14 protein-coding genes are annotated in these 20,121 nt (G+C 68.9%); 9 read left to right on the top strand and 5 right to left on the bottom strand.

All coding sequences use genetic code 11. From position 1 onward, the window contains the following. Window positions 1-18: 18 nt before the first annotated feature. From BMX74_RS30825 to BMX74_RS30810, 4 genes are all read left to right on the top strand, one after another. Complete coding sequence (locus BMX74_RS30825; protein ID WP_055505284.1) at window positions 19-3,654, top strand: multifunctional oxoglutarate decarboxylase/oxoglutarate dehydrogenase thiamine pyrophosphate-binding subunit/dihydrolipoyllysine-residue succinyltransferase subunit; 3,636 nt, start codon at window positions 19-21, stop codon at window positions 3,652-3,654. Window positions 3,655-3,929: 275 nt separating this feature from the next. Continuing rightward, entirely contained in the window at window positions 3,930-4,106 is a 177-nt protein-coding gene (locus BMX74_RS44425) for a DUF6104 family protein (RefSeq protein ID WP_091104129.1), read from the top strand. 357 nt (window positions 4,107-4,463) lie between these two features. Continuing rightward, entirely contained in the window at window positions 4,464-5,267 is an 804-nt protein-coding gene (locus tag BMX74_RS30815) for a DUF4097 family beta strand repeat-containing protein (RefSeq protein ID WP_055505285.1), read from the top strand. Further along, window positions 5,264-6,004, top strand: coding sequence for a PadR family transcriptional regulator (locus BMX74_RS30810; protein WP_055505286.1), 741 nt, complete (start codon window positions 5,264-5,266; stop codon window positions 6,002-6,004). Before BMX74_RS30815 ends, BMX74_RS30810 begins: the two co-directional genes overlap by 4 nt. Window positions 6,005-6,184: 180 nt before the next feature. On the opposite strand, the gene BMX74_RS30805 is transcribed toward BMX74_RS30810, so the two are convergent. The 3 genes from BMX74_RS30805 to BMX74_RS30795 form a co-directional block, all read right to left on the bottom strand. Continuing rightward, complete coding sequence (locus BMX74_RS30805) at window positions 6,185-7,141, bottom strand: zinc-binding dehydrogenase (RefSeq protein WP_055505287.1); 957 nt, start codon at window positions 7,139-7,141, stop codon at window positions 6,185-6,187. A gap of 9 nt (window positions 7,142-7,150) precedes the next feature. Then, window positions 7,151-8,032: a hypothetical protein gene (locus BMX74_RS30800; RefSeq protein ID WP_091104127.1), complete on the bottom strand. Its 882-nt coding sequence runs from the start codon at window positions 8,030-8,032 to the stop codon at window positions 7,151-7,153. A 167-nt stretch (window positions 8,033-8,199) separates the two neighbouring features. Next, a complete protein-coding gene (locus BMX74_RS30795; RefSeq protein WP_055505289.1) occupies window positions 8,200-8,460 on the bottom strand; it encodes an SSI family serine proteinase inhibitor in 261 nt (86 codons plus the stop codon). Between the two features lie 315 nt (window positions 8,461-8,775). On the opposite strand from BMX74_RS30795, the gene BMX74_RS30790 reads away from it, so the two are divergent. The 5 genes from BMX74_RS30790 to BMX74_RS30770 all read left to right on the top strand — a co-directional run bounded on the left by BMX74_RS30790 (window position 8,776) and on the right by BMX74_RS30770 (window position 17,035). Next, the gene (locus tag BMX74_RS30790; RefSeq protein WP_055505290.1) at window positions 8,776-9,861 is read left to right on the top strand and encodes a trypsin-like serine peptidase; all 1,086 of its coding nucleotides are present in this window, start codon (window positions 8,776-8,778) and stop codon (window positions 9,859-9,861) included. 198 nt (window positions 9,862-10,059) lie between these two features. Continuing rightward, window positions 10,060-11,223: a trypsin-like serine peptidase gene (locus BMX74_RS30785; protein WP_055505291.1), complete on the top strand. Its 1,164-nt coding sequence runs from the start codon at window positions 10,060-10,062 to the stop codon at window positions 11,221-11,223. A 458-nt stretch (window positions 11,224-11,681) separates the two neighbouring features. Then, window positions 11,682-13,283, top strand: coding sequence for a trypsin-like serine peptidase (locus BMX74_RS30780; protein ID WP_091104126.1), 1,602 nt, complete (start codon window positions 11,682-11,684; stop codon window positions 13,281-13,283). Between the two features lie 406 nt (window positions 13,284-13,689). After that, window positions 13,690-15,303, top strand: coding sequence for a trypsin-like serine peptidase (locus BMX74_RS30775; protein ID WP_055505293.1), 1,614 nt, complete (start codon window positions 13,690-13,692; stop codon window positions 15,301-15,303). Between the two features lie 190 nt (window positions 15,304-15,493). Beyond that, a complete protein-coding gene (locus BMX74_RS30770) occupies window positions 15,494-17,035 on the top strand; it encodes a trypsin-like serine peptidase (protein WP_091104124.1) in 1,542 nt (513 codons plus the stop codon). 210 nt (window positions 17,036-17,245) lie between these two features. On the opposite strand, the gene BMX74_RS30765 is transcribed toward BMX74_RS30770, so the two are convergent. Both BMX74_RS30765 and BMX74_RS30760 read right to left on the bottom strand, forming a co-directional pair. Next, window positions 17,246-18,604 carry an NsdA family TPR-like regulatory protein gene (locus BMX74_RS30765; RefSeq protein ID WP_091104123.1) on the bottom strand — a complete coding sequence of 453 codons (1,359 nt, stop codon included), beginning with the start codon at window positions 18,602-18,604 and terminating at the stop codon, window positions 17,246-17,248. Between the two features lie 227 nt (window positions 18,605-18,831). Continuing rightward, the gene (locus BMX74_RS30760) at window positions 18,832-20,043 is read right to left on the bottom strand and encodes an NAD(P)-dependent malic enzyme (protein ID WP_055505296.1); all 1,212 of its coding nucleotides are present in this window, start codon (window positions 20,041-20,043) and stop codon (window positions 18,832-18,834) included. Window positions 20,044-20,121: the final 78 nt, after the last annotated feature.

Below are 20,121 nucleotides of genomic sequence, written 5' to 3'. Positions count from 1 at the left end.
AAGAGGGCGATTTCCGCCGTGTCGTCTGAGTCGTCGCGGACAAACCCGCTGGCAAGCTTTGGTCAGAACGAGTGGCTTGTCGACGAGCTGTACCAGAAGTACCTCCAAGACCCCGAGTCTGTTGACAAGGCTTGGTGGAACTTCTTCGCTGACTACAACCCTGACTACGGACCGGGCCGTACCCCGGCCAGAGAGGCGGGGAACGGCACTGTGACCGCCCCGCCTCCGACCAAGGCGGCGCCGAAGGCGCCCGAGGCCGAGAAGCCGAAGCAGCCCGCCACCCCGGTGCCCAAGGGCGCCGAGGAGGTCAGGCTGCGCGGCGCCGCGGCCCGCACGGCCTCCAACATGGACCTGTCCCTGGCGGTCCCCACCGCCACCAGCGTCCGCGCCATCCCGGCCAAGCTGCTCATCGACAACCGCATCGTGATCAACAATCACCTCAAGCGGGGGCGCGGCGGCAAGGTCTCCTTCACGCACTTGATCGGCTTCGCCATCGTCAAGGCGCTGAAGGCGATGCCGGAGATGAACTACTCCTACGCGGAGATCGACGGCAAGCCGACCCTCGTCAAGCCCGAGCACGTCGGCTTCGGCCTCGCCATCGACGTCCAGAAGAGCAACGGCGACCGCCAGCTCCTCGTGCCGTCCATCAAGGGCGCCGAGGAGATGGACTTCCGCCAGTTCTGGATGGCGTACGAGGACGTCGTCCGCAAGGCACGCGCGGGCAAGCTGGGCGTCGACGACTTCGCCGGCACCACCATCTCCCTCACCAACCCCGGCACGATCGGCACCGTCCACTCCGTGCCGCGGCTCATGCCCGGCCAGGGCACCATCATCGGCGTCGGCGCGATGGAGTACCCGGCCGAGTACCAGGGGGCGGCCCCGGAGACCCTGTCGCGCCTGGCCGTGTCCAAGGTCATGACGCTGACCAGCACCTACGACCACCGGATCATCCAGGGCGCCCAGTCGGGCGACTTCCTGCGCCAGATCCACCGGCTGCTGCTCGGCGAGGACGGCTTCTACGACGAGATCTTCGAGGCGCTGCGGATCCCGTACGAGCCGGTCCGCTGGGTCCAGGACATCTCGGCCACCCACGACGACGACGTGGCCAAGTCGGCCCGCGTGATCGAGCTCATCCACGCCTACCGGGTCCGCGGCCACCTCATGGCCGAGACCGACCCGCTCGAGTACAAGCAGCGCAAGCACCCCGACCTCGACATCCAGTCCCACGGCCTGACCCTCTGGGACCTCGAGCGCGAGTTCGCCACCGGCGGCTTCGGCGGGCGCGCGCTGATGAGGCTGCGCGAGATCCTCGGCGTGCTGCGCGACTCGTACTGCCGCACCGTCGGCATCGAGTACATGCACATCCAGAACCCCGAGGAGCGGGCCTGGATCCAGGCGCGGGTGGAGAAGCCGCACGCCTCCCCCGCCCGCGACGAGCAGCTCAACATCCTGAGCAGGCTCAACACGGCCGAGGCGTTCGAGACGTTCCTGCAGACGAAGTTCGTCGGCCAGAAGCGCTTCTCCCTGGAGGGCGGCGAGTCCCTCATCCCGCTGCTCGACTCCGTGATCAGCAGCGCCGCCGACGAGCACCTCGACGAGGTCGTCATCGGCATGGCGCACCGCGGCCGGCTCAACGTGCTCGCCAACATCGTCGGCAAGTCGTACGCGCAGATCTTCGGCGAGTTCGAGGGCAACATCGACCCGCGCACGGCGCACGGCTCCGGCGACGTGAAGTACCACCTCGGCGCGTCGGGCACGTTCACCGCGCCGAGCGGCACCACCATCACCGCGTCCGTGGTCGCCAACCCGTCGCACCTCGAAGCGGTCGACCCCGTCCTCGAAGGCGTCGTCCGCGCCAAGCAGGACCTCCTGGAGCGCGGCGAGGAGGGCTTCACCGTCCTTCCCGTGCTGATCCACGGCGACGCGGCCTTCGCCGGCCAGGGCGTCGTTGCCGAGACGCTCAACCTGTCGCAGCTGCGCGGCTACCGCACCGGCGGCACCGTCCACGTCGTGGTCAACAACCAGGTCGGCTTCACCACCTCGCCCGCCTCGTCCCGTTCGTCGGTGTACGCCACCGACGTCGCGCGGATGATCCAGGCGCCGATCTTCCACGTCAACGGCGACGACCCCGAGGCCGTGGTCCGCGTCGGCAAGCTCGCCTACGAGTACCGCCAGGCGTTCCGCAAGGACGTCGTCATCGACCTCATCTGCTACCGCCGCCGCGGCCACAACGAGGGCGACAACCCCGCCTTCACCCAGCCGCTGATGTACGACCTGATCGACGCCAAGCGCTCCACGCGCAAGCTCTACACCGAGGCGCTGATCGGCCGTGGCGACATCACGGTCGAGGAGGCCGAGTCGGCGCTGCGCGACTACCAGGCCAAGCTGGAGCAGGCGTTCACCGAGGTGCGCGAGGCGGCCAAGAAGCCGCTGGAGGCGGGCGCGATGCGCGTGCCGCACACCGAGGTCGTCAAGTGGTCGCACGACAGCACGCCCACGGCCATCACCGACGAGACGCTCAAGCGCATCGTCGACACCCAGCTCAACCTGCCCGACGGCTTCACGCCGCACCCGCGCCTGGCGCCCGTGCTGCAGCGCCGCGGCCAGATGGTCGAGCAGGACTCCATCGACTGGGCCATGGGCGAGACCCTCGCCTTCGGCTCGCTGCTCATCGACGGCCACCCGGTCAGGCTCGTCGGCCAGGACTCCCGGCGCGGCACGTTCACCCAGCGGCACGCGGTGCTGGTCGACCGCCTCACCGGCGCCGACCACACGCCGCTGAAGGCGTTCAACAACGGCACCACGAAGTTCTACGTCTACGACTCGCTGCTGAGCGAGTTCGCGGCGCTCGGCTTCGAATACGGCTACAGCGTCGTGCGTCCCGACGCCCTGGTCTGCTGGGAGGCGCAGTTCGGCGACTTCGTCAACGGCGCCCAGACGATCATCGACGAGTTCATCTCGTCCGGTGAGCAGAAGTGGGGCCAGAAGTCGTCCGTCGTGCTGCTGCTGCCGCACGGCTTCGAGGGCCAGGGCCCCGACCACTCCTCGGCCCGCATCGAGCGGTTCCTGCAGATCTGCGCCCTCGACAACATGACGGTGGCGCAGCCCAGCACCCCGGCCAACTACTTCCACCTGCTGCGCTGGCAGGTGCAGTCCGGCCGGCACAAGCCGCTGGTGGTCTTCACGCCGAAGTGGCTGCTGCGCCACAAGGCGGCCACGTCCAAGGCGTCCGACTTCACCTCGGGCACCTTCCAGCCGGTCCTCGGCGACACGACGGCCGACCCGTCGAAGGTCACCAAGGTCATCCTCTGCTCGGGCAAGGTCTACTACGAGATCGCCGCGCAGCGGGAGAAGCTGGGCCGCGAGGACGTCGCGATCGTCCGTCTGGAGCGCCTGTACCCGTTCCCCGCCGACGAGCTGGCCGCGGCGCTGTCGCGCTTCAGCCCGCAGGCGGAGCTGGTCTGGGCGCAGGACGAGCCGGTCAACATGGGCCCGTGGCCGTACCTGACGCTGAAGCTGGCCGAGGACCCGCAGACGCTGGGCGGCCGCCCGCTCCGCCGCGTCTCGCGCACCCCGAACAGCTCGCCCGCGACGGGTTCGCACAACTCCCACGACACGGAGCTGGAGGAGATCCTGTCGCAGCTCTTCAGCTGACCCAGGACCTCCCTCAGGCCCCTCGCCCGCCCAGGGCGAGGGGCCTTCCGTTTCCAAGAGACGACCGACGCCTTCACGGCGGGAGGGGTTCGTCACCCCGTAGCCCCCCGGAAGGACCCCTGGTGGTGCGGCGGGAGGGGGTCGTCGGCCCGTAGCCGCCCCCCGGAAGGACCCCCGGTGGTGCGGCGGGAGGGGGTCGTCGGCCCGTAGCCGCCCCCGGGAGGACCCCCGGTGGTGCGGCGGGAGGGGGTCGTCGGCCCGGCTAGAGTGTGCACATGTATTTCACGGATCGGGGGATCGAGGAGCTGGTCGAGCGGCGCGGCGAGGAGGAGGTCAGCCTCCTGTGGCTGGGCGAGCGCCTGCGTGAGTTCGTCGATCTGAACCCGGAGTTCGAGACGCCGGTCGAGCGGCTCGCCACCTGGCTGGCCCGGCTCGACGACGAGGACGAGTAAACCGGCCGAAGCCGCGCCCGGCGGCCCCGCCGGGCGTCGGCCGGGCGCTCGCCGACCATCCGAAGCCACCGCCCACGACGGGCCCGGCCCCGGTCCTGAGGCCCCTGGGCACAGCCCCCTCTCCGGTAACGGCAACGCCTGATCAGGGGTGCGTCCAGGCGTGGTGGCGAGCCATCGCACCGAGCCGGACGTGCCGGCCTGCCGAGCCCTCCCGCGCGTCCTCCCAGCGCCCGTGACAGCCCGTTCACCATGCCAGAGCCCTGCCCAGTAGTCTAAAACGCGATACATCTTGAGTAATCGCGAAACGCGACATATCGTGTCTTGTACGAGAGTCGTCTGACACGAGAGGGCGGGATCATGCAGCAGTGGACGATCAAGGAGCCCGAACGGCTGACGTTCGGCCCGGTCGACTCCCTCGACGTGCGCATCGTCGCGGGCCGCCTGGCGGTGCTCGCCAGCGACGGCCCGCCCACTCTGGAGGTGGCCGAGATCGAGTCGGCGTCCCCGCTGATGGTCGCGTACGACGAGGACACCGGCGAGCTGACCATCACCTACAAGGACCTCTCCTGGGACGGCCTGCTGGGCTGGCTGCGGCGCGACCGACGCAGGACGGTGGTCACCCTCACGGTGCCCAAGCACTGCACGGTCAACGCCGGCGTGGTGTCCGCGCCCGCCGTCGTGGCCGGGTTCGAGCGGACCACTCAGGTCAGGAGCGTGTCCGGCGAGATCGTGCTCGACGGCGTCAGCGGCGACGTGTCGGCGACGACGGTCTCCGGGGCCGTCGAGAGCCGCGCCATGGAGGGCGACCTCGCCTTCAAGAGCGTCTCGGGCGACCTGACCGTGGCCGACGGCGTGCCGCGCCGGCTGCGGGCCAACACGGTGTCGGGCCGGATCACCGCCGACCTGACGCTGCGACCCACCGGACATGTGACGTTGAACAGCGTCTCCGGTGCCATCCTGGTCAGACTGCAGGAGGACGTGGACGCGGACGTCGCCGTGCGGTCCACCTCAGGCAGGCTGGTCAGCACGTTCGACGAACTGATCGACAGCAGCAGGCCCGGCGCGAAGTCGCTGTCCGGCAGGCTCGGCGGCGGCATGGCCTCGCTGTCGGCGACCACGGTCTCCGGCAAGGTCGCGCTGCTCAGGGGGGAGAAGGAATGAGCCCAGTCTTCGGTCACGGCCGGCTCCGGCTGTACCTGCTCAAGCTGCTGGAGGAGAGCCCCAAGCACGGGTACGAGGTGATCAGGCTGCTGCAGGACCGTTTCCTCGGCGTCTACTCGCCCTCCCCCGGCACGATCTACCCGCGCCTGGCCCGCCTGGAGGAGGAGGGCCTGGTGACGCACGAGGTGATCGACGGCAAGAAGGTCTTCTCGATCACGGACAAGGGCCGCGAGGAGCTGAACGCGCGCCTCGACGAGCTCGACGACCTGGAGCAGGAGATCTCCGCCTCGGTCCGCGACATCGCCCGCGAGGTGAAGGAGGACGTCCGCGACACGGTCAAGTCGCTCCGCGAGGAGCTGACCAGGATGGCCAAGGACGTCCGCACCGGCAGCCGCGAGGACGTCAAGCGGATGCACGCCAAGCAGCGGGAGGACTTCAAGCGGCTCAAGGAGCAGCAGAAGCGGCAGTGGATGGACCACGCCTACCACTGGCAGGGCGAGAGCGAGCGGCTGGCCGGCGAGTGGCGCAGGATCTGGACGGAGATCTGGGCCACGATGGGCGGCGCGCCCCCGAACCGTGCCGATCTGGACGCCGAGCTGGGCGAGCTGCTGGCCGACTTCGTCGCGCAGGCCCGCCAGGAGGCGTCCGGCGCCCCGCTCACGCCGGAGAAGCTGGCCGAGCTGCGCCGCACGCTCGACCGGGCGGCCGAGGACGTCCGCCGCATCCTGGAGGACTGACGGCGGCGACGTCCGCCCGGCCTGCGGTGAACGCCACCCCCCTGCCGTAGGTGCGCCGCCCCTCGGTGACGCCACCTCTCCGTGACGCCGCCCCTCCCTGATGCCGTCGCCCGGGTGATACGGCCCTCATCCGTCCGTACCACCCGGAACCGCGGCGTGCGGCAGGCCCGCCGCCGGCCGTCAGACGGTGAAGACGATCTTCCCGAAGAGGTCGCCCTCCGCCATGGCGGCGAAGCCGTCCCGCGCCTCGCGTAGCGGCAGCGTCCTGTCGATCACGGGGCGCAGCCCGGTCTGCTCCAGGAACACCGCCAGCCGCTGGAGCTGGTCGCGCGTCCCCATCGTCGAGCCGACCACCGAGAGCTGCAGGAAGAAGACCCGGTTCAGGTCGGCGGGCGGCACGGCGCCGCTCGTCGCGCCCGACACGACGATCCGTCCGCCCGGCTTGAGCGACTTGAGCGAGTGGTCCCAGGTGGCCTGCCCCACGGTCTCCATGACGGCGTCCACGCGTTCCGGCAGCCGTGCGCCCGGCTCGAACACCTGGTCCGCGCCCAGGCTCCTGGCCCGCTCCCGCTTCTCCTCCGACCGGCTGGTCGCCCACATCCGGTAGCCGCCCGCGCGGCCGAGCGCGATGAGCGCGGTGGCGACGCCGCCGCCCGCGCCCTGCACGAGCACGGTCGAGCCGGGTTCGAGCCCCGCCTTGTCGAACAGCATCCGGTACGCGGTCAGCCACGCCGTCGGCAGGCACGCCGCCTGCTCGAAGCTGAGCGCGGCTGGCTTGGGGACGAGGTTGCGGCGCGGCACCGCCACGCGCTCGGCGAACGTCCCGTCGTGGATCTCCGACAGCAGGCTGCGCTTCGGGTCGAGCGTCTCGTCGGCGCCCGTGCCGATCACGGAGTGGACGATGACGTCGTTGCCGTCCTCGTCCACGCCTGCCGCGTCGCAGCCGAGCACGATCGGCAGGCGGTCCTGCCGGATGCCGACGCCCTTGAGCGTCCACAGGTCGTGATGGTTGAGCGCGGCCGCCCGTACGGAGACGGTGGTCCAGCCGTCCTTGGCCTCGGGCTCCGGGTGCTCGCCGAGCGTGAGCCCGGCGAGTGGATTGTCGGGATCGGTCTGTGTGGCGGTTACGGCGAACATGGCCGCACCTTACTTCAGCGTGATCCGGATCCCGTCGAGCGCCTTGCCGCGGAACTCCTCGGAGCTCGAGACGGCGATCTGCACACCGTCGCGGCAGACCGCGCCGGACGGCTGCGTCCGGCTGAGGACCGCCGAAGGCGCGGCCTGGCCCGCGCGGCAGTGCGGCGCCTGCGTGAACACCAGCAGGGGGCCCGCACCCCCGCCGAACCAGAGCTGCGGCCCGACGCTCAGGCCCGCCAGGGTCTCGCCCGGCCGCGCCAGCCGGACCGCGCCCCTGGCCGACAGCACCAGGTAGCCGTCCTCGGTGACCGTGCCGCGCAGCCCCTCGGCCGCCGCCAGGCGCTGCTCGAAGGTGAGCGCCACCGGCTGGTCGGGCAGGGCCACCCGCCACGGGCCGAACGTGAACAGCAGCACGTCGCCCCTCGACACGCCACTGGGCGGCGGGGGCCAGAGGGCGACGTTCGGGGTCAAGGTCCTGAGCGGCCTGCCGCCCCTGCCGACCTCCGCGGCCACGCTGTACGGCGCGGTCAGCGGCCGGTACTGCCCGTCCACCCAGACGCCCTGGAACGGCCGCACGCCGAGGCCGGCGAGGGCCAGCTCGGCCGGGTAGCGCACCTCGGCCCGCCGCCCGTCGGGGAACACCACCTCGATCACCTCGTCCCCGCCCTTGCGGACGGCGCGCGGGTGGACGGCGTTGGGGGTGTCGTCGGCGGCGACGGGCGTCGCCACCGGCCGGGACGTGGACGCGGGAACGGGCGGCGGCGGGCCGGGGTCGCGGCTGAGCAGCAGACTGACGGCGGGGACCACCAGGAGGGCGGCCACCACCGCCACACCGATCCACCGGCGGCGCCTGCGTCCGCCTGCCTCGATGACGTCGAACCGGTCGGCCACCGCACCCCCGCGATCCCGCGCGGTCCCGGCCGAGTCAGGACGGCCCACGCGCCTCCCCCAGTTCAGCGGAGCAGACGCCACCCCCGCAAGCCCCTGCGGAGGAATCAGCGGCGATCAGCGGCCTTCCCGCCGGCCCCCGGCCGGCAGAGGACCGGGACCTCCGGCCGTCAGACGCTGAAGACGGAGCCGCCGGTGACGGCCAGTTCGCAGGCGTTCGGGAAGGTGTGCGTGTAGCGGCGGCGGACGCCGTCCCAGACGCCCCTGGCGGTCACCTTCACCGGCGCGTACTCCATCGTGCAGGAGGCGTCGGGGCGCCGGGCGAGCAGGGCCGGATCGCCGCCCACCCGCTCCAGCGCGGCGCACGCCGCAGGGCTCGTCGGGGCCGGTCCGCAGACCAGCAGGCCGTACCTGTCGCCTACCGTGATCACGAAAAACCTTTTGTGGAACCTCGGCACATCGGGCGGCGACGGCGTGGCGTACGCCACTGGCGTGGCCGCGAAAGCCGCGCAGGAAAGCGCGGCGAGACACAGAATTCGTCGCATGCCAGCAGCGTCCATCAGCCCCCTGACCTGCGGCAACAACCAACACGCCTGATCATTTCCGGCGTATCAGGACACATCGGCTGACGTCCGCCTTATAGCACGGTCGGCAGCCTTGATCAGGTAACGAATCACCATCCAAGCTGCAATACGGGGTCTACATCTGGAAAAATCCACCCTTACGACCCCAAGAAAGGCATTTTCATGATCCCCCGGACCAGGCATCTGCTGGCAGCCGCGCTCAGCGCGCTGCTCGTGCTGCCCGTGTTCGCGGGGACCGCGGCGGCCGCCGGCAGGGTGTTCTCCGTCTCCCTCGCCAAGACCGCGGCGGACGTGAAGAAGGTCGCCGACTACTGGATGCCCGACCGGCTCAAGAAGGCCGACAGCTACAGCCCCGCCACACCCGGCTCGGGGGCCGCGCCCACGTCCTCGGCCGCCGCCACCGCCGGCCCGACCGCGCGCTCGTCGGTCACGCGCCAGCAGTACGCCCTCCTCCAGGACGTCACCGCCACCGCCCCGCGCAACGGCGGCGCCGCCAAGACGATGGGCAAGGTCTTCTTCCGCTTCGGCGGCAAGGAGTACTGGTGCTCGGCCAGCGCCGTCGCCGCGAAGAACCGCAGCGTCGTCGCCACCGCCGGCCACTGCGCGTACGACCCGCAGCAGGGCAGGCCCGCCGAGTACTGGATCTTCGTTCCCAACCCGGGGCCCACCGGTGAGACGCCCGACGGCATCTACGTCGGCGCCTCGATCAGCATGCACGAGGACTGGCCGGGCAAGGGCGACTACGACTACGACTACGCCTTCGTGACCGTCCACCGCGGCTTCGTCTGGGCCGGCAAGGACGGCCACTACGTCATGCAGGACGTCGGCCGGCTCCAGGACAACGTCGGCGGCCAGGGTCTGGAGCTCAACAGGAAGCCGTCCACGTACACGGTCGCCGCCTTCGGCTACCCGGCCGGCGCGCAGCCGGACGGCACCCGCCCGTTCGACGGCAAGGTGCTGCGCACCTGCCAGGGCACGACGCGCTGGACCGTCGCCCCGAGCCGCGACCTGCAGAAGGGCGTCCAGCTCCAGCCGTGCGACTTCAGTCCGGGCGCGAGCGGCGGCCCCTGGCTCATCGACTACGACCAGAACCGGCGGCTCGGCGGCCTCAGCGGCGTCAACAGCCTGACCTGGAACCGCGACGCCAAGGGGGCGTACGACGCGGTGTCCTCGCCGTACTTCGACACGCTGACCGGCGAGGTCTACAAGCGGGCGGCGGCGCAGACCACCCCCGCAAATGTGACCTAACTCATAAGCGACTCCTTCGTCGCGCTGGGCGATCAGGGGCTCCGTCGATCTCAGAACGATCACGACCCGGCCGCCCCCCTTGACTTCCCAGATCCGGAATTTCACGTGATCACAGTCAGCGCTGTAGGTTCCAGGCTTGTCCATTTTGCTGAGTTCCGGGGGCCTGGAGCCCCCACGTCAGCGCAACCTGGAGTCACCTTGAAGCGAATCCTTCTCCCCGCCGGCGGCGCCCTCCTGGCCACCGGCCTCCTCGCCGCCGGCATGACGGGCGCCGCCCAGGCCGACGGGGACGTCACGCACGACCCGATGGCCGGCAACACCGCCGAGGCCGCCTCCGTCGCGTCCTTCTGGATCGCCTCGAACGGCGCCGCGCTCCGCGCCGCGACGCAGTACACCTGGGACTCGAACGAGGTCAGGAAGCTGGTCTCCAAGGGCGGATACACGCCCGACGGCTCCCCCGGCACCACGGCCCCCACCGGCGAGAGCCGCCCGTCCGGCAACTCCCAGAACGTGAACCTCCCCAAGACCATCGGCAAGGTCTTCTTCGTGGACGGTTCCGGCAAGTTCCGCTGGTGCTCGGCCACCTCGATCCAGTCGAACTACCGCAACCTGGTCGCCACCGCGGGCCACTGCGTCTACGACACCGAGAGCAACAAGGCGGTGCTCGACAACTGGGTCTTCGTCCCGGGCTACTACCAGGGCAAGGCCCCGTGGGGCATCTACGTCGGCAAGCAGGCCTTCACCCACTACGACTTCGACGCCTACGAGGACTACGACCGCGACTACGCGTTCGTCACCGTCTACAACGGCATCCAGTTCAACGGCGTCAAGCAGGTGGACCGCAAGGACTTCGAGCGTTTCACCGGCCCCAAGCGCTCCTGGGGCGGTCGGTACTACATCCTGCTGTCGAAGGACGCGGGCCGCCTCGGCGACAACGTCGGCGGCCAGGGCTTCGCCTGGAACCAGCCCACCGGCAAGCCCGTGCGCACCTTCGGCTACCCGGCCGCGCCGCACCCCGACGGCAGCCGGCCGTACAGCGGCGTGACGCCCAAGTACTGCTACGGCGGCACGACGGCGAAGGCCCTGGGCGCGAGCTGGCTGAAGATCGAGGAGCACATCGGCCTCAAGTGCGCCGTGACGCCCGGTTACGACGGCGGCCCCTGGCTGCTGAACTACAACAACGCCAAGCGCCTCGGCTACGTCAACGGCGTGACCAGCACCTTCGCCGACCAGGACGGCAACGACCGCGTCGACTACATCACCTCGCCGTACTTCGACGGTGAGACGGCCGCCGTGTACAACGCGGCCAAGAACGTCTGGTCCGGCAAGATCGTCGGTCCGAACGGAGAGCTCTACAAGTAACGGAAAGCCCTCCGGGTAAGGCCCGAAACCCTCTTCCGCGAAGCCCCCTGGGACCGTCCGCCAGACCGGTCCCAGGGGGCTTCGCGCTTCCCGGACCCGGCATTTCGCCGCTTTCCTGAAGATCACCTGTGAGGATCAGGCCGGATTAGACGCAACCCGGTTCCATTCGGTTCCTGTGATCTAAGTCACATCCTGCTGACTACGCTTCGTGAACGATCACGGACATCCCTTTTGTCCGATCCGAAGGAGTCGCCGCCTGTCCAGCGAAAACGTAGCTTGTCGATCACTGCCCGCTAAGATCTCTGACAGGTAACAGCACGATAACGCCGATCGTGACCCATTCCGGATGCCCCACTTCGGGTTTCACCTGCGGAGATCGCTCGCTATGTTCCTTGCTATCCCTTTACTGACGCATGGGACGCATGTTGCGACCCACGACAGAGCAAGGAGCAGTTCCCTTGAAGCGCATCCTCATCCCCGCCGGTGGCGCCCTCCTGGCTACCGGCCTGCTGGCCGCCGGCCTCGCCGGTGCGGCCTCGGCCGACAGCGACGTCGCCTCCGACCCGATGGCGACCAGCGCGGCCAACGCCAAGGCCATCGCCCAGTTCTGGGCCGAGAACAACGGTGCTGCCCTGAAGGCCGCGACCCAGTCCAACATCTGGGACAACGCCGACGTCTCCAAGCTGCAGAGCAAGGGCGGCTACAGCGCCGACACCAAGCCCGGCACGACGCCCCCGATCGGCCAGGAGAAGAAGACCTCCGCCAAGTCGCAGAACGTCAACATGCCGAAGACCATCGGCAAGGTGTTCTTCGTCAACGGCAAGGGCGAGAAGAAGTGGTGCTCCGCCACCTCGATCCAGTCGAACTACCGCAACCTGGTCGCCACGGCCGGCCACTGCGTGTACGACACGGGCGCCAACTCTGACGTCATGTCGAAGTGGGTCTTCGTCCCCGGCTACTACCAGGGCAAGGCCCCGTGGGGCATCTACGTCGGCAAGCAGGCCTTCACGCACTACGACTTCGACGTCTACGAGGACTACGACCGCGACTACGCGTTCGTCACCGTCTACAACGGTGTGACGGGCAACTTCGCCAAGCCGAAGCAGGTCACGAAGAGCGAGTACGACGCCTACAACGGCGAGAAGTTCGTCGACAAGAAGGAGATCACGGCCGAGGAGTACTCCGCCGGCGTCTCCAAGTACGGCGAGAACGGCCCGTTCCAGAAGGAGAGCCTGACCTCCGCTCCTGAGACGGTCGGCAAGCCCGAGGCCGTCAAGACCGCCGAGGACGCCCTGAAGTACTACACCGCGACCGGCATCGACGGCGTGAAGCTGACGGCCGCCGAGGTCACGGAGTACGACTACAACAAGGCGCCCGACGGCCTGGACAACAACGCCAAGTTCGTCGGCCCCACCACCGCCAGCAAGATGGCGATCAGCCAGGAGGAGTACAAGAAGCTCCAGGCCGAGAAGGCCGACGGCAAGTTCCTCGGCAAGCTCTGGGCCGACAAGGACAAGAACGGCGCCGAGACCGCCTGGTACAAGCAGCAGTACTACATCAAGAAGTGGGTGAAGTCGACGACCAAGGAGGTCTACTGGGTCGGCGCCTTCTACATCGTGGTGAACGAGCTCAAGGACGCCGGTCGCCTCGGTGACAACGTCGGCGGCCAGGGCTTCGCCTGGAACCAGCCCACCGGCAAGTACGTGCGCGTGTTCGGCTACCCGGCCGCGCCGCACCCCGACGGCCACAAGAACTACACCGGCATCACGCCGAAGTGGTGCTACGGCAAGACCACCAAGAAGCTGGTGGGTTCGGCCGCCAAGAAGATCGAGGAGCACGTCGCGCTCAAGTGCGCGATGACCGAGGGCGCCGACGGCGGCCCCTGGCTCCTCAAGTACAGCAACGCCAAGCGCCTCGGCTACGTGAACGGTGTCACGAGCACCTTCAACGACCAGGACGGCAACAACCGCGTGGACTACATCTCCTCGCCGTACTTCGACGGTGAGACCGCGGTGGTCTACAAGGCCGCTGCGAACTCGTGGTCCGGCAAGCTCGTCTGATCCGACCGCTCCGCGTGAACTGAAGGGCCCGGCGCTCCGCCGGGCCCTTCGGCATTCCATTCGAATGTGAAGCCGTTTGGACGCACGAGAGCCTCAGACGGTGCCATCCGGCGACTGTGATCTGCATCACATTGTCGCGGGCGGGCGATCGGCGGCGCCGCTTCCGCCCCGCTCGCCCCATTAACAACGGGCTTATGTTGATCAGGCCAAACGGCGTCAAGGCCGACCTTCTCTAGATCCCGCGCTTCGCCTGTCTAAACATCACGGAACGGTAACGCCCGCCTTGTCGCATCTTTTCCTCTCAAACCGGCTTCCGGTTCTCAAGATCGACACTGTATGTTCCTGGCTATCCCTTTACTGACGCATGGGACGCAAGAAGCGTTCCACGACAGCGCAAGGAGTTACCTTGAAGCGCATCCTCCTCCCCGCCGGTGGCGCCCTGCTCGCCACTGGTCTGCTGGCTGCCGGCCTCGCCGGTGCCGCCCAGGCCGACCCGGACGTCGACGGCGCCGCTCTCGCCGCTAGCGAGCAGAAGGCCGCCGAGATCCTCGACTTCTGGACCAAGTCGGACTACGCCGCCCTCAAGGGCGCGACGGCCTACTACTGGGACAACAAGGACGTCCCGAAGGTGGTCCAGAAGGGCGGGTACGTCGCTGACGGCAAGCCCGGCCTGAAGGAGCCCATCGGCGCCGAGAAGAAGGTCGCTGTCAAGTCCCAGAACGTGAACCTGCCGAAGTCCATCGGTAAGGTCTTCTTCGAGGGTCGCGACGGCAAGCTGTACTGGTGCTCCGGCACCTCGATCCAGTCGAACTACCGCAACCTGGTTGCCACGGCTGGTCACTGCGTCTACGACATCGCCGGCAACGACGAGGTCGTGTCCCGCTGGGTGTTCGTGCCCGGTTACTACCAGGGCAAGGCTCCTTGGGGCATCTACGTGGGTAAGCAGGCCTTCACCCACTACGACTTCTCGAACTACGAGGACTTCGACCGCGACTACGCGTTCGTCACCGTGTACAACGGTGTCGGCGGCGTGCTCAACGCGCCGAAGCAGGTCACCAAGACCGAGTACGACGCCTACAAGGGCGAGAAGTTCATCGACAAGAAGGAGATCACCGCGGACGAGTACTCCGCCGGTGTCTCCAAGTACGGCGAGAACGGCCCGTTCCAGAAGGAGAGCATCACCTCTTCTCCTGAGACGGTCGCCAAGCCCGCGTCGGTGACCACCGGTGCGGAGGCCCTGAAGTACTACACCGCGACCGGCATCGACGGCGTCAAGCTGACCGCCGTTGAGGTCACGGAGTTCGACTACAACAAGGCGCCCGCCGGTCTGGACAACAACGCCAAGTTCGAGGGCCCCACGGCCGCGAGCAAGATGGCGATCAGCCAGGAGGAGTACAAGAAGCTCCTCGCGGAGAAGGCCGACGGCAAGTACCTCGGCAAGCTCTGGGCTGAGAAGAACGCTGCTGGTCAGGAGATCAGCTGGTTCAAGCAGCAGTACTACATCAAGAAGTGGGTCAAGTCGACCACCAAGGAAGTGTACTGGGTCGGCGCGTACTACATCGTCGTCCACCAGATCAAGGACGTCGGTAAGCTCGGCGACAACGTCGGTGGCCAGGGCTTCGCGTGGAACCAGCCGACCGGCCAGATCGTCCGCACCTTCGGCTACCCGTACGCCAAGCACCCTGACGGCTCGAAGCCCTACTCCGGCGTCACGCCGAAGTGGTGCTACGGCAAGACCGGTGCGAAGGCCACCAAGGTCGCCAGCCTGAAGATCGAGGAGCACGTGTCGCTGAAGTGCGCCGTCACCGGCGGCTACAACGGCGCCCCGTGGCTCCTCAAGTACAGCAACGCCAAGCGCATGGGCTACGTCAACGGCGTCACCAGCGTTCTGTACGACACGGACAGCAACGACCGCTGGGACTACATGTCCTCGCCGTACTTCGACGGTGAGACCGCTGCGGTGTACTCCGCCGCCGCGAACATGGCGTCCGGCAGCATCATCCCCAAGGGCGACAGCTGATCTTGGGAATGACCTCGGGTTGAGGGTCCAAACCTCCGCTCGAACCCCAGCATTACCCGAAGGGCTCGGCTTCTGCCGGGCCCTTCGGCCTTTCCTGGGACTTTTCCAAGATTTCCAGATGCCGGTACCAGCGTGATCGTTGCGCCGATAGGGTCTTAACCCCCTCTTTGTTAACTCTGTGGAGTCTCCTGTGAAGCGCCTCCTCATCCCCCTCGCCGCCGCCGGCCTGAGCGCCGCCGCCCTCGCCGTCCCCGCCGGCGCCGCCCCCCAGTGGGTCACCGACGACCTGGTGCCCAAGCCCGCCGACGCGTACGGCGCCGCCGCCTTCTGGCTCGACGCCAACGGCGCCGCCCTCCGCAAGGCCGCCCAGTACCACTGGGACGCCAAGGACGTCACCAAGGTCGTCGCCACCCAGAGCAAGGACGTCCCCGACGGCAAGCCCGGCATGACCGCGCCGACCGGCGCCCCCAAGGCCTCCAAGTCGGGCAACGTCAACCTGCCGAAGACCATCGGCAAGGTCTTCTTCCTCGACAGCAAGGGCCGGTACAACTGGTGCTCGGCCACCGCCATCCAGTCCAGGCACCGCAACCTGGTCGCGACGGCCGGCCACTGCGTTTACGAGAACGGCAAGGACGTCTTCCAGAAGTGGGTCTTCGTGCCCGGCTACTACCAGGGCAAGGCGCCCTGGGGCGTGTACGTCGGCGCCTACGCCTTCACCGCCTACGACCTCGACGTCTATGACGACTACGACGGCGACTACGCCTTCGTCGCGGTGCACAACGGCTTCTCCCTGGTCGGCCAGAAGGAGGTCGGGAAGGGCGAGTTCGCCGAGTGGGCGGGCGACAAGTGGGTCAAGAACGAAGAGATCAAGAAGGACGAGTACGACGCGGGCTTCGCCAAGTACGGCTCCGCGGGACCGTACTGGTCGAAGGACTTCGACGCCACGCCTGAGAAGGTGGGCCACGACTACTCGGGCGAGAAGATCCTCACCAAGGTCGAGGTGACGAAGGCCGACTACGAGGCCGCGCCGAAGGCCACGGCCGACAACAAGAACGGCGAGCAGTACGAGCAGTCCGGGCCGACGCCGATCAGCCAGGAGGCGTACAAGAAGCTGGCGGCCGAGAAGGCCGACGGCAAGTTCCTGGGCTGGCTCGACGTCCAGAAGGACAAGAACGGCACCGAGACCGCCTGGTACGAGACCCACTACTACGTGAAGCAGTGGGTCAAGGCGGGCAAGACGGTCCGCTACTTCCGCGACCACTACTACATCGGCGTCGCCAAGGACACCGGGCGGCTCGGGGATGTCGTGGGTGGGCAGGGGTTCGCGTGGAACCAGCCACGCGGGCAGAAGGTCACCGTGTTCGGTTACCCCGCCGACCGCCACCCCGACGGTGACAAGCCCTACTCCGGTGTGACGCCGAAGTGGTGCTCCGGCGTCACCGCCAACAAGGCGTACCAGGTCAACACGTTCAGGGTCGAGGAGCACCAGGTGCTGAAGTGCTCCATGACGGGCGGCGCCGACGGCGGCCCCTGGCTCATGCGGTACGACAACGGCAAGCGCACCGGCTACGTCAACGGCGTGACCAGCATGTTCCACGACCAGGACGGCAACGACCGGGTGGACTACATCAGCTCCGCGTACTTCGACGGCGAGACGGCCGCGGTGTACGACAAGGCGAGCTACGCCGAGACGAAGAAGATCGTCGGCCCGAACGGCGAGCTGCTCCAGTAGGAGAGGTGCCGAGCGCCCGGGAGCCGTGCAGGCTCCCGGGCGCTTCGCTTTCCGCAGGAACGGCCACGTCCCCCGGGCGCTTCCGCTTTCCAGGGAAACGGCCGCACGTCCCCGGGCGCTTCCGCTTCCCGCGGAGACGACCGCATGTCCCCTGGGCGCTTCCGCTTCTCGCTGAAACGGCCACACGTCCCCCGGGTGCCGGTGCGTCCGTCAGACGGCGGTGAGTTCTCTGGTGCTCTCGCGGAGGGCTGCCACGCACGGTTCGTCCTTGTACGGTTCGAGCCGTCGCCGCAGGTCGGCCGCGTACGAGCGGGTCCTGGCGGACTGCAGTTCCCCGCCGAGCCGCAGCGCCTGCCCCGCCACGGCGCAGGCCTCCTCCAGCTCGCCGCACTGCAGCAGCCCGGCCGACAGCAGCGACAGGTTGAACATGCGCCCGCGGACGTACCGGTGGTCCATGTCGAGGGAGCGGCGCGCCTGCAGGACGGCGTGCCGCCCCTCCCCCAGGTCGCGGAAGCAGTGGGCGAACTTGGCCGCCAGGTACGCCTCGTCGAAGTAGCCGAGCCAGTCGGGTTCGTCGCCGGGGCGGCGGCGGCCGAAGGCGAGTTCGGCCGCGTGCAGGGAGGCGGCGCAGGCGCGGGCGTCGCCGAGCCCGGCGTGGGCGTGGGCCTCCAGGACGTGCGCCGAGGCGAGCAGGGTGTGCACTCCGGCGCGGCCGGCGGACAGTTGCGCGGCTCTGGCCAGGTCGAGGGCGTGGGCGTGCTGGCCCATGTAGACGGCCTGGTGCGCCATGCCGGCGAGGATCTCGCCGCCGAGCGCGTGGTCGTCGGCGCCCCTGGCCAGGCGCAGCGCCTGGATGAGGTAGCGCTGGGCGAGGCCGTGCTGCTCCATGTCGTACGCCATCCACCCGGCGAGCCTGGTGAGCTCGGCGGCGGCGGTGACGAGGCTCCTGCCGGTCGCCTCGCCGTAGGAGCCGTTCTTGAGCAGCGGCGTGACGGCGGTGTCGAGATACTTGACGACCGACGAGCGCACCCGCCCGCTGCCGAACCTGTTGTCGAGCTCGCCGAAGGACCTGGTGACCTCGTGGATCGCGGCGATGTCGGCGGTGCCGACCCGGCGCGCGCCCCTGCCGGTGGGCCGGCCTTCGGGTGGGGACGTCAGCCAGCGCATCGCTCCCACGGAGCCTGCCCCTATCGCGAACGTCGAGTCGATGAGGAACCTTCGCCGCTCCACGTCGGCCCGCCACAGCGCCGTCACGGTCGCGATCCCCTCCTGCCACGTGTGCGTGAACTCCTGACCGAGATCGAGGGGGCTGATGGTGGCGGGCATGCCGAGGTCCTCGGGTGTGACCGGTCTGCCCAGGCGCAGCGCGAAGACCTCGGTGAGGAGGCCGGGGACGGGGTCGCGCGGGCGCTGGCCACCGATCCAGCGCAGCACCGAGCTGTGGTCATATTTGAGTCCGGGCGTGCCTCGTGCGGCGCCCAGGTCGTTGAGGCGCCTGGCAAGTCCTTTGTGGGAGAAGCCCGCCTCCGCGATGAGCTGCTGTAGCAGTCGGTTCGGCTCGCGTTCCATCGCTCTCCTCGTCGCGGGAGCCGGCGCCCGCTTCCTTACAGAGAGCCTTTGTTATAGCACGCTGCGTACATACGTCATGGCAGTTCTCTGACTTCACCTGAGCTCCATCAGCGGCGGGTCGTGCAGATCCCGCTTATACCCATGGGATGCCCATGCATGCGCAAAACACCGGCTACCTCGGGAAAAGGTGCAGGCGGGGCCCGCCGGGGCCCCGCCTGCCGGAGGCTTCAGCGGCGCGCGACGCCGTCGGCCCTGGCCTGGTCGGCGACGGCGGCTGTGACGGCAGGGGCCACGCGCCGGTCGAACGGGCTCGGGATGACGTAGTCGGCGGCGAGGTCGTCGCCGACGACGGCGGCGAGCGCGTTGGCGGCGGCCACCTTCATGTTCTCGGTGATGGCGGTGGCCCTGACGTCGAGGGCGCCGCGGAAGACGCCGGGGAACGCCAGCACGTTGTTGATCTGGTTGGGGAAGTCGGAGCGTCCGGTGGCGACGACCGTGGCGTGCCTGGCGGCGACGTCGGGGGCGATCTCTGGGTTGGGGTTGGACAGCGCGAAGACGATGGAGCCGGACGCCATGGAGGCGACGGCCTGCTCGCTCACGGTGGAGCCGGAGAGCCCCACGAACACGTCGGCGCCGGCGAGCGCCTGCTCGGTGGAGCCGCTGTGCCCGGCCCGGTTGGTGTCGCGGGCGAGTGCGCGCTTGACGTCGTTGAGCCCGTCGCGGCCCTCGTGGATGATCCCCTTGGAGTCGGCCACGGCGATGTCGCCGATGCCGGCCTCCAGGAGGATGCGGCTCACGGCGACGCCGGAGGCGCCCGCGCCGGCCACGACGGCGCGCAGGTCGCCGAGGGAGCGGCCGGTGAGGCGGGCGGCGTTCTTCAGCGCGGCGAGCGCCACGATGGCGGTGCCGTGCTGGTCGTCGTGGAAGACCGGGATGTCGAGCAGCTCGCGCAGGCGCGCCTCGACCTCGAAGCAGCGCGGCGCGCTGATGTCCTCCAGGTTGATGCCGCCGAACGACGGCGCGAGCCTGACCACGGTCTCGACGAGGGCGTCGACGTCGGTGCAGTCGAGGCAGATGGGCACGGCGTCCACGCCGCCGAACTCCTTGAACAGCAGCGCCTTGCCCTCCATGACGGGCATGGCGGCGGCCGGGCCGATGTCGCCGAGGCCGAGCACGGCGGTGCCGTCGGAGACGACGGCGACCACGTTGGAGACCCAGGTGTAGTCGTTGACCAGCGAGGGCGTCTCGGCGATGGCGGTGCAGACCTTGGCCACGCCGGGGGTGTAGGCCAGCGACAGGTCGTCGGCGTCGCGGACGGGGATCGTGGAGCGGATCTCGATCTTCCCGCCGCGGTGGAGGGCGAACGCGGGATCGAGGTCGAGGGTCTCGAGGGACGGAGACGACGGTGATGCGGACGGTGATGCGGGCGTGGCAGCCACAGCGACCCCTGTAGTCATGAACGGAAGGACCTTCGGCGGACGGCGCGAGAGGAGATGGCGTCTGTAGCTGCCAGATGT

This window comes from Nonomuraea pusilla, from assembly GCF_900109355.1.
Classification (GTDB): domain Bacteria; phylum Actinomycetota; class Actinomycetes; order Streptosporangiales; family Streptosporangiaceae; genus Nonomuraea; species Nonomuraea pusilla.
This window is presented reverse-complemented; position numbering and strand designations above follow the sequence as displayed.